This window comes from Mycoplasmopsis phocirhinis (assembly GCF_004216495.1).
Lineage (GTDB): Bacteria > Bacillota_I > Bacilli_A > Mycoplasmatales > Metamycoplasmataceae > Mycoplasmopsis > Mycoplasmopsis phocirhinis.
Map to the genome: position 1 here is coordinate 454495 of NZ_CP034841.1, position 11433 is coordinate 465927.

The window sequence follows — 11433 nt, forward strand, 5'->3', positions numbered from 1 at the left end:
TCGCCAAAGCGAGTAAAATATTATTTTCTTAAATTCAATTCAGTTAAAGCTTTTGAATATAAGTCAAAGTTATCAGCTTTTAAATTAGCCAATAATACACGACGTTTTGCAATTTTTGCCAAAAATCCACGACGTGAGTGGTTGTCTTTTGGGTTGTTTGCGAAGTGTTGTTTTAAATCTTCGATTTCAGCTGTTAAAATAGCTATTTGAACAAACGAATTTCCTGTATCTTTAGCGTTTTTGCCGTATTTAGCAACTAATTGTGCTTTTTGTTCTTTTGTAATCATAATAATCTCCTTTATTATGTTTTGACCAAGTATAAATTCTTTGATTTAACCTAGTTCAAAATAATTTTCTTTTATATTGTAGCATTAATTTTTAATTTCATTAATTTTTTATTTAATTTTATATTTTAAATTGTATATATACTATTTTGGTATTAAGGCAATTTAACCTAGCATAAGTTTTGTTGAATTTATGGGTTATAATTAATTCATCTATATAAAATTTTAATTATTCCCTTATTCATTTAACTTTAATTATTTGTTAATAAACATCAGTAATATTATTGATATTTAAAGGCAATATCTTAACATATAAACAAAAATTAAAATTTACTAATAGAGCAATAATCGTGTAAAAAAATTTACTCATTTGAGTAAATAGGCGAATAACATTTGGTGGAGATGACGGGAGTTGAACCCGTGTCCACACATTAAGACCAACTAACACTTTTTACAAGTTTAGTTTATTTATAAATTTATCAAGATAACTAAATAAACAAAAGTTAGATTGATATTACACTTTAAATTTAAAAAAACACTAAGTGTGAGAGTTTTTCGAGCCTTTAAACCACACCTAAAATATAAGGCACTATTTTAGATGCACTAGTGTGCAAAATTAAGCAAAAACTAGATTTGATTGTGCTTGTAATTGATTTGCAATTACTAAGTCTTTTAGCTCAACTTGAGCTTGTTTTTTGTTTGCGACTATTAAGCCTAGAAGTATTAAGGTTTACCAGACCACTGATGTTAGTTTTACCCAATATATGTCGAAGCCATTACATCCCCATATTTTTAATTCTACTTTATTTAATTAAACTTTAAAATTTTTTTATTATTATTTTTTAATATTTAGAATTAATATACAATGAAAATATGGAAAATAAAATAGTAAAACGAAAAATCGGTTTCATTTCCGTCATGCTAATTGCTGTTGGAAGTGCTATCGGTGCTGGAATTTTTTTTAAGGCTCAAAGTGTTTTAACTAACTCGCGTTCATCGCTTGCTCTAGCTATATTTTCCTGAATTTTAGCTGTATTTGCTTTAATTACCATGGCTTTAGCCATAATTGAAGTTGCAAGTGCTCAAAAAGATAATTTATCTTTTGTGGGTTGAAACCGGATTTTTAACCCAAGATGAGTACATAAAGCAAGTAAAAACTTTGTTATTTATTTAATGACACCATTAATCTTTTTTGCTCTACCTTTATATGCAATTTTATTTTTACAGACAGGTTTAGGAGTATTAAGAGGTACTGGTGGGGGTATTTTTACCTTCGGGACTGATGTTGATTGATTAATATGATTATTTATATTAATGGGTATTAAGATTTATTTCATTTTAGTTTCAGGTTTAAATGCCAAAATAGGTAGCATTCACAATATCTTTTTTATTGTTACTAAATTCATTCCGATTGTTTTAGTTATTGTAATTGGTATTGTGGCTGTTGCTCAAGGATACGGTCAAGATGTTAAATTAAATCTACAGCCAACTGATTTTGATATTAAATCTGGTTCGCCAATTGTTAAATATGGTTCGTTTGGTGTTATTTTAGGTGTATTTTTATCAATAGGTTCAATCTTTTTTGCATACGATGGCTTTTATGTAGCTGCTGGTTTGCAAAGTGAAATGAAACAACCTAAAAAAACTGGCTTAGCCTTATCAATGGGTATTTTAGCAATCACAATAATTTATGTTTCGATTGCGATATCAATGTCGTTGAGTGGTGGTGGTTTATTTGGTTTTGATGTTCTAATGAAAAAAGTGTTAGGTTCTAATGCTGGTCGCATTCTTTATGGAATTTTAACTATTTCAGTTTGTTTAGCAATTTTAGGAATTGTAAACGGCTATGCGATGTGAATTCCTAGATATGTAGAATCGCTACTAGCGATTGGTGAATTAGCATTTTGAGACAAATATATTAATAAATTAAATCCACATAATCCAAAAATAGGAGCTATTTATACAATAATTATTGTTTCAACAACGAGCATAATTTTCACAATTATTGGAGCATTATTGTATAAAAATGCTGATATTGGTTATTATGCATTTAGCAATGATGCTGCTCATACAATGGCTAATTTATACACATTTACTGATATTGTATCAAACTGAATTACTGTGTTTGGTTTTGTTTTTATAGGAGCAAGTATTATTGGTGCTTATATTAACCGTAAAACTAACAAAATTAGTGTTAATAAAGTTAAAGGATTTAAATTCTTTGCCATAAGTGCCTTAATTTTTATTACTTTAGCTCTTGGAGTACAAATTTTTCAACCTATTATTGATTTATTCTTATTAATTGGTTTTGATAGAAAACAATTCCCTGATGCATTCAGTAATTTATTGGTCGCTAGAATGATGATAGTATTAATGTTAATTATTTTTATTGTTGCGATATTTACTATCACCCCGATTGAAGATTATTTACACAAACGCAAATTTGGTTCAATCCAAAAATATAACGAATATAAACAAAAAATTTTAACTAATAAATAGTTACACTTTGACAATTATTAAAAATTTTAGCCTACATAACCTATATGTAGTTACTAACACCACTGGTGTTAGTTTTTTATTCAACAAGTTTTATATGCTCATTTAAATACACTTTTTTTAGTATAATAAATTAATTAAAGAGGAAAAATGCAATTTACTAGTATCTCTATTGCGATTATTTTTGCCCTAGCAAGTCTTGGTTTGTTTATTTTTTCAACTAAAAAACTTTCTAATTCATTAAAAATTTTAGGAGATAGCAAATTTAAACAAATTTTGCTTTATATTTCTAAAAATAATTTTATTTCGCTACTTATAGGTACTTTACTAACAACTCTAATTCAATCTTCGGATGGGGCGGTTGCTTTAATTATGAGTTTATTAGCCGCTCGCTTTATTAATTTACGTAGTGCTATTGCTTTTTTATTAGGAGCTAATATTGGTACAGCTACAACATCTTTAATAGTTTCGTTTCAAGCAAATTTTGCTTTCACCGAATATTTTATTTTATTAATTTTTGTAGGTGTTTTTGGCACATTAATCTTTAAAAAAACCAGTCTTATAAATTTATTCACTATTTTAATTTCCATTGGAATGATTTTCTTTTCTTTAAAAATTATGTCTTCAGCTGCCAAAGAAATAGTTAAAAGTGAATTTTTTGTTAATGCTGTTAAATTTGTTGGTATAAATCCATGAAGTTCGTTTTTATTTTCGTTTATTCTAACTGGCATTTTACAATCTTCAAGTGCATCAATAACTTTGTATCAAATTATGTACACTAGTTCGCAAAATTTGTTGAATTTGAATTCTGCTATTGGCTTAATTTTTGGAGCAAATGTTGGTACCACACTCACAGGTTTAATTATTGCGTATAGCTCCAAAAATATTAATTCCAAAAAAATTGCAATTGTTTGAGGCATAACAAATTTATCAATCTCAATTTTATTGTTATTTTTTTTAAGTCCATTAGGTTATTATGCTGATTTTATAAATTTGATTATTTCGCCAAAAAATAAATCTTTACAACTTTCAATTGCTCATTTATTTTTTAACCTTATTTTGGTAAGTATTTTTATTTGATTAATTAAACCTCTTGAAAATTTAGTTAACAAAATCACTCGCGATAAGTTTAATAGGCGTGAATATGAAATTATACTTCCACATGAATTAATTAACCAAAATACTTATTTAGCAATTAAAGCCAGCCAAAAAGCAATTCAAATCCAATCAAAAATTGCGCTCAAAGGTTTTAACTTATTAAATGCATATATTCAAAACATTGATAAAAATAAAATTGATGAATTTGATAATTTGGCTCATATTGTAGATACATCACGACACGAAATCTATAAATATTTGATAAAAATTAATACTAAAAAAATGTCTAAATATGATTCAAAATTACATTTATCGCTAGTTTTATCTTCACAATCAATTGCCAAAATAATGCATTTAGGTACAAAAATAATTGCTGAATTAAAATTTTTAATTAAAACACACAAACACTCAAAAACCAATTTAGTTCAATTGATTTTACATGAAATTAAAGATTTAATCAATATTATTCAATCGTTAATTGAAAACGTTTCTAAACAATTGCAAAATTATTCCCAACAACAAAGTTCGTTGATTTCAAAGTTAAAGGAAAATGTAGATTCATTGTCTTTTGAATTTTTAAATTTATATATTGATAAACTTAAAAACAATACAGTTATTAATTATGATTTTGATTACAGTAGATTGTTAAGAAGCATTGAAAGAATTGCTCATCATTGTTTAAGAATAGATAAATATATGCAAAACACAATTTAATAACAAAACGAGCAAAACATTGCTCGTTTTTGGTATTAAAATTTAACTATTTATTTTTTTTTAAGATAATTATTTAATTTAGACACATATAAAACACCCGAGAAAATACTAAAACCAAGTGCGATAATTAAAGGAATATTAATCGCTCAACGAATAATTTGATTGATATTAGGGTTTGAATTAAAAATAAAATTAGGTTGAATAATCATTATTATTAATGCGGCGATTATTCAAAATGTTGTGATTAAGGTTTTAATTTTGCCCCATTTTGAGGCTGAAATATCAATTTTATAATTTTTCATTACGATGCGAGCACCATCAACTATTAAATCACGCACAACAAATAATATTACTAAAATAAAAGGAATAAAATTTTGTGATGCAACAGTTAAAAAGATTAAGGTAGATGTTGTTATTAATTTATCTGCAATTGGGTCTCATATTTGACCAAAAACGCTAACAATATTATATTTTCGTGCTAAAAAACCATCCAAATAATCTGTGGCCATTGCAATTACAAAAATTAGTAAAATTAACGAAGCAAGTATTCTTTGACTAATAAGTTTTCAAAAATTACTAATTGAAAAAAATACTAAATTTGAAGAAATACTAATATACAAACTCATAATTAAAATTATAGGTATCATTAAAAACATTCTTGACAAAGTTAATTTATTTGGTAAATTTTTATCAATTTGTTTACTTGTTTTCATTATAAAAATTCTCAATTTTTGTGTTTACTTGTTCAATAGTTTCTTTATTTAATTCTTTATCAATTAGTTCCATTTCTTCTTTAAGATAGTTTAAACTTTCAACTAAACTATTCCAAGTAGTTGAGCGTGTGTCTCTTAATTTAGCATAGTGTTGTAATAATTTTTTTGTATCAGGATTTGAAACTATATATTCTTTAAAATCTGCTTCTGTTTGTAAATTTAAAAGATATTTACGAGCGTTATCAACAATATATGACATTTTAAATTCACCAACACTTGGTTTGAATTGTTTTAATAAATCTTGATTTTTTTTGTAAAGCAAATTAAGATTTATTACTACTAAATCTTTTGTGGATGACGCATTAACTTTATACATTAATTCTCTTTTTTTTCTTTTTTTCTTATTTAAACGGTCTTTAACTGCTGAATAGATAAAAAAAGTTATTAATAAAGCGATTACTACTCCAAAAATTATCCAAATTGTATTAGATGGCATTTTTCCTCCTGAATTAGATATTGTTTAATTATATTAAATAATCAAGATTATTCAATTTAATACTTAAATTAATATAATTTTAAATCTAAATTTATTATATGTATAATTTTGCTATGAAATTTAAAAAAAGTCTAACTTTATCATCTTTATTATCCTTAACTCCAGCTGTGTTTTTAAGTGCGTCTTGTGATAACCGAGACGCTAATAAAAATTTTGTTGCGTATAAAAACGCTTTTGAGCAAGCACAGCAACTATATAATGAAGTTAGAGATATTGAATATGTTTCAGATTCAAATTTAGCCAAATTTAGCATAATTGATAAATATTTAAATTTAGATTTATGAAATTATTTACAAGCACTTCAAAATCAAAATTACCAAGATAACGAAATTAATAATTTAGGTTTAAAAGTCAATAAAAATATTGAATTAATTAATAATATCCTTAATGACAACGACACAGCTGATATTGAAAATATTCAGTCAAGAGTATTAAAAAAATCAGCTGATTTAGAAAAATTAATTGATAGTTTTCGTCTTGAACAATTCCCGTTATTTTTTGCTTTTGAACATTTATATAAACACCACCAACAGCGTTTAGACCATGCAACGCAAGCAAAATCTAGTTCAATATTAAAAATTATTGAAAATCACTTTGATAATTTATTAAATTTCATTTCAGACGAACAAATACAATTAAAATTGAATTCAATTTATAATAGCAAACAAAAATACTCATTATTAAATCAAGAATTTAATTTATTAAGTGAAAAATTGGATCAAAAATCACAAATTAATCAGTATATAAATGGCGTTTATGTTGATAATTGAAACCAATTAAAAACAGACGCAGCTAAATTTAATGATCAAGTTTTTTTGGCCAATCAAAAGTATAAAATTATTGATTTTAATTTTATATTTGCTTATTATTTAGATTACATTTTTAATTCAAATTCACATTTAAGCCCATCTAATAACCAAATTGATGTCGATAAAATTAAACAAAGTTTGCAATTAAGTTACAAGATTAATTATTTTTATTACCAAAATGTTTTAACTAGGTATCATAAATTTACATCGTGTTTGTGAAAAATTGGTCCTAAAGGACCACAATTTTTAAAAAAATATTCTTTTTTAGGTCGCTTGAATGATTACACAAAAAATATTAATAAATCCAATAAAATATTTGCACAATGAAACCTGAAATTAAACAATAATCAAGCAATTACTTACACAGATGATTTTAGAGTTGATTTACCTTATTATTTGCGTTTATATGATGATCAAATTATATGAACAAATGCTCATCAAAGTTTAACTAATTCACGTGCTTATCAGCAAAATTTTGGCAATCAAGATTGCTAAAATTTACTTTGTTTTAATGTGCTTTCAATTATATAATTTTAGTATAAATATGCCATAATTAAACCTTAACAAAGGAGAGCGGATGAAATTTAAACCAATTAATGATACTTCAACTATAGAAATGGTTAAAGCTGATACCGATTTAAAAATTGTTTCGTCAAAAAAAACCTATGATACACAAAATCAATATTCAAATCGTGAAAGATCAACCATTAGAACTGAAACAAATATTAAAACGATTAATATTACTTTGTCCTTTTTAATTATGTTTGTATCATTATTTTTCATTGCTTCATCTTTTTTTAAAATTCCCCCTTTTAATGAAAAAAATTATATTGGTTATGTTGTAGTTTTTAGTTTTTGTGCTTTTATATTTTTTGCTCTTGGGATTAAAAATGCCATTGAAAAAAGAGCGTGAAAAAAAGCAATTGAACTTAATGGTGCGTCGCGAAATATGGGTGATTATGCTTTAAACAATACTTTTCATATTGCTTATCGTTCGATTATTTTAAAAAATATCAATTTAACTTGAATTTTAGTTTTTATACTCACTTATGTTGGTGTAATTACAGCTGTGATATACGGTTTATACAACATTGGCAAAGTTGATTTTGAACTTGATGTGTTTGGTGGAAAAATTATTACTAATTTAGATTTTGCCAAGTGACTAGATTCTGCTTTTGGTAATACTTTATTATTTTGTCTTATTTCAGTTTTATCAATGAGTGCGTTGATTGTTTTTTATGTAATAATGCGTTTAGTTGATAAAAAGAGATTGAGCGATTTAGAAAATTATTTAGGCGATAGAAGCGTTCAAATTCATGAACAGATTCAAAAGGCCAAAAAAGATAGAAACCGAGCCTGAGGAATTGCATATGCTGTTTTAGTTATTTTGACTATTCTAATTCCACTTGCTCTTATAGTTTTTGCGATTTGAAGAGCAATTAGACGCAAAAAAGTTAAATTAATTAAATAACTTCGCTTTTGTGGAGTTTTTTATTGATTTAGTTAATATATACTAGAAATTTAAAGTTAAATTTTATATAATATTAATGCTTATTATATATAAGGGGTAAAAACAGATAAGCAATCTCGCTAATGAGGTTATGAAAGGAATTATGAAAAAAAATAAATTATTATTATCAGGGTCACTTGTGGCATTGGCTGCTCCGATTTCACTTGTCGCTTGTAATAAAGAAACTAATTTTGACACAAAACGCCAAAAACTAAAATTTAGCGTTACATTTTCACGTGATCGTGCACAATGAAATGCTGTTGATGGAGTTATAAAAGTTTATAATCAAGAAGTTGAAAAAAAACGTAAAGCACTTCAAGAAGAAATTAATCAATTAAAATCTTCAAACGCAGACAAAAATACAATCAACCAAAAACAAGCTGAATTAGACACATATATGGAGGTTGAACTAATTCAAGATGGTTCAGGTTATGGTAGCGGTCACCAAAATATTTTGAGTGCTCTAAAAAATAACGATACAGTTAAATTACCTAATTTAACCGTTAATTACGGAGCAACAATTGCCGAAATTGTAAATTATGGACGTCAAGTAGATCTTTCTGATCAAAAATATGGTGATTTAAAAATCGAAAGAAATACATTTGAAGATAGATTTACAGCAAATAACGATAAAATTGACGGTGCCAAAGCCGGTGGGTTTTACTCTGTTCCTTTCCTAAAATCTACACATGCTTTTGGTATCAACGGACCAATTTATAAATATGTTTTAAAAACACTTAAAGACAATGGTTATACTATATCTGAAGATTTAGTTAGCGACTTTAAAGTTGGTGGTAGTGATTGAAATGCTGATATAGAAGTTATTAAAACTGTGCCTTATTTTGGTCCTGCTAAATCTAAAGAAAAAATTGAAGCAATATTTACCGAAGCTAAATATCCAGGTAAAAAAATAGATAAATCACATTTTGAAGAATTTACCAAATTTATTAAATTTATTACTGACGCAATTCAAATTTTTGAATCATCATCTTCAACTAATTCAACTGTTTCGTTATTAGGTATTGATGATCCGGCCAGAATTTTTGGTACAGTGTTATACTCAAAAGTAAATGGCAACGATGAAGAAATGGCTATAAGAGTAACTACTAGTGCTACAGGAGCTGTTACTGTTGGTTTTGAATCGCTTTCAGATACAGAATCGGTTGCATACAAAAATAACGATGAAATTTATAAATTAATCACAAACGCTGTTAAAAGCGGTGCACTTAGAATTTTTGGTGGCGGTTCATACTCTTCTTCAGAACAAACTCAACATAAAATTGGTGCCAACTTTGGTTCAACAGCCGGTTACGTACACAATTTTATTAAAACTGAGACTTTAAGAACTACAATTAAATTACTTACTACTAAGGATTCTAAACCTGTAACTATATCTTCTACTGATTTTGGTTTAGCTAAATTAGTAGAAGATAAAGATAATAATGAAAATAAACCAGCTTTAAATTATGGTAGTTTTACTAATAAATTTTTCAAATCAAACGAAGAAGTAAAAGAACAATATTACTGAAAATCAGTTGACACAGCAAGTGATTCAATTTATGATGTTTTAAATACCACAGCCGCTTCAACAGATAAAGATACAACATATATTATTAAAGTTAAAGATACCGAAAAAGATTTATTGGCTTATTTAGATAGAACATATACAGGAACTGATAAACTTTTAACTAAATTAGGAACAGTAGATCAATATGAAAGATCTAAAAAATCTGGTACTTATGTGTTATATAAATCTAACAATCCTATAACAACAGATTCATCTACAAGTGAATATCAAATTACTCTTCCTACAGCTCCTACAACTTTACAAGAAGAGGAATTAGTTGTTAAATATCCACCTAGAAAATATAATGAAAATTCATTAATTTCTACTTCATTTTTACAAGGCCCAAATTTATATGTAATAGATAATGGCGAAAAACAAAATAAAGCAACTTTAAGATTTTTAAAATGAACATTTAATAATCAAGCGCAATTTAATTTTGACCCTAGACGAAAAGAAACAGCATTAAGTTTTATTTCAAAAACCGCTTCTTACGTAATTCCTTATAAAGGTTTTGCTAATGACACTGAACTTCAAAAATCAAGTGAATTTAAAAATAATAAATATTTATCATTATCATTTGACTTATTTAAAGATGTAAATGCTAGATGATATGAAGAACCAACAAGTAAATTTGCAAACCAATTTAGAGATTCAATTAATTCGGCATATAAAACCGAAGCTGAATCAATTCGTGAATCTGGTAAAACACCAGCAGCTTTTGATAAATTTGTTGCCGCAATTAATAAAACAGTTAAAAATTTTAAATAATTTATTTTTTTATTCAACATTTATGTCTTTGGCATAAATGTTTATTAAATAAAAATTATGAAAATAAAAAAATTAATTTTACCTTTATCTCTGATTTTAATGCCATTGCCCATTGCTTTAAGTGCCGCGTGTCAATCCGATTTACCTCTTGATAAAAACCATAAAACTGAATGAAATTCTAGTATACATTTAGATTCAACAAATAAACGGATTAAAAATTATGTTTTTAGAGCACAAATAAGTAATCATTTTGATGGTGATACTGTTGAAGTTCTAGCGCTAGAAGATAAACCAATTGCTGGGATTGAAAATAATCATAAATATAGATTAAGAATAGCAGGTATAGATACACCCGAAAAAAATGTAGGTGGTAATCCGGCAAATGAAACTGAATATAAATGAGCTCTTAAAGCCTCTGAATTTGCCGAAAATACTTTAAAGCTTAATCAAATTGTTTATGTATTTGCCACTGGTTTAGATTCGTTTAAAAGAATAACTGCCGATGTGTTTTTTAACTACGATATCGATAAGCCAAATTCTCTAGACGAAGTTGATAAATCATATAGTGTAGAAATAACTAAAGCTGGTTGAACATTGCCATTTAATGCTAATAATGGTTTAGGAATTCGGATTAAAAGTCCATATACTTTAGAATGATATACATTTAGAATGCTGGGCATGGCTTTAAAATTTGCTTACGATAATCAAAAAGGTTTTTTTGCTGTTAATAAAGGCGAGAAAAGAAAAAGTATTCAAGAATTTGCAAAAATTTACCAACTAAAACCAATAAATAATAACTACATAAATTTTTGAGCATATCAAAAAAATGCTCGTAATGAAATTGACAATGTTTTTAACATTGAAAATGACGAAAATGTCTACACCCCAGACGATGAATATAAATAATTAAAGGAAATC

General features: G+C 26.5%; 9 protein-coding genes and 1 other RNA gene. 6 read left to right on the forward strand and 4 right to left on the reverse strand.

The genetic code is table 4. The features are described 5' to 3' along the window. Window positions 1–20: 20 nt before the first annotated feature. Together rpsO and ssrA are read right to left on the reverse strand one after the other, a co-directional pair. Window positions 21–287 carry a 30S ribosomal protein S15 gene (gene rpsO, locus EG856_RS01795; protein WP_130429427.1) on the reverse strand — a complete coding sequence of 89 codons (267 nt, stop codon included), beginning with the start codon at window positions 285–287 and terminating at the stop codon, window positions 21–23. Window positions 288–678: 391 nt separating this feature from the next. Next, window positions 679–1070, reverse strand: a transfer-messenger RNA (tmRNA) gene (ssrA, locus tag EG856_RS01800). An 87-nt stretch (window positions 1071–1157) separates the two neighbouring features. Here ssrA and EG856_RS01805 point away from each other — a divergent pair. Both EG856_RS01805 and EG856_RS01810 read left to right on the forward strand, forming a co-directional pair. Then, a complete protein-coding gene (locus EG856_RS01805; protein ID WP_130429428.1) occupies window positions 1158–2783 on the forward strand; it encodes an amino acid permease in 1626 nt (541 codons plus the stop codon). 147 nt (window positions 2784–2930) lie between these two features. Beyond that, a complete protein-coding gene (locus tag EG856_RS01810; protein ID WP_130429429.1) occupies window positions 2931–4592 on the forward strand; it encodes a Na/Pi cotransporter family protein in 1662 nt (553 codons plus the stop codon). Between the two features lie 50 nt (window positions 4593–4642). Here the strand turns inward: EG856_RS01810 and pgsA are convergent, their stop codons facing one another. After that, window positions 4643–5305 (reverse strand): CDP-diacylglycerol--glycerol-3-phosphate 3-phosphatidyltransferase, encoded by a 663-nt coding sequence (gene pgsA, locus EG856_RS01815; protein ID WP_130429430.1) that lies wholly within the window; start codon window positions 5303–5305, stop codon window positions 4643–4645. Next, window positions 5292–5801, reverse strand: a complete 510-nt coding sequence (locus EG856_RS01820; RefSeq protein ID WP_130429431.1) for an MHJ_0274 family protein — start codon at window positions 5799–5801, stop codon at window positions 5292–5294. The genes pgsA and EG856_RS01820 overlap by 14 nt, the downstream gene beginning before the upstream one ends. A gap of 113 nt (window positions 5802–5914) precedes the next feature. Between EG856_RS01820 and EG856_RS01825 the strand changes: the two genes are divergently transcribed. From EG856_RS01825 to EG856_RS01840, 4 genes are all read left to right on the forward strand, one after another. After that, entirely contained in the window at window positions 5915–7165 is a 1251-nt protein-coding gene (locus EG856_RS01825) for a hypothetical protein (protein WP_130429432.1), read from the forward strand. Window positions 7166–7247: 82 nt separating this feature from the next. Further along, window positions 7248–8141, forward strand: a complete 894-nt coding sequence (locus EG856_RS01830; protein ID WP_130429433.1) for an MSC_0882 family membrane protein — start codon at window positions 7248–7250, stop codon at window positions 8139–8141. Window positions 8142–8271: 130 nt separating this feature from the next. After that, window positions 8272–10515, forward strand: coding sequence for a P68 family surface lipoprotein (locus EG856_RS01835; RefSeq protein ID WP_130429434.1), 2244 nt, complete (start codon window positions 8272–8274; stop codon window positions 10513–10515). Window positions 10516–10572: 57 nt separating this feature from the next. After that, entirely contained in the window at window positions 10573–11421 is an 849-nt protein-coding gene (locus EG856_RS01840) for a thermonuclease family protein (protein ID WP_130429435.1), read from the forward strand. Window positions 11422–11433: the final 12 nt, after the last annotated feature.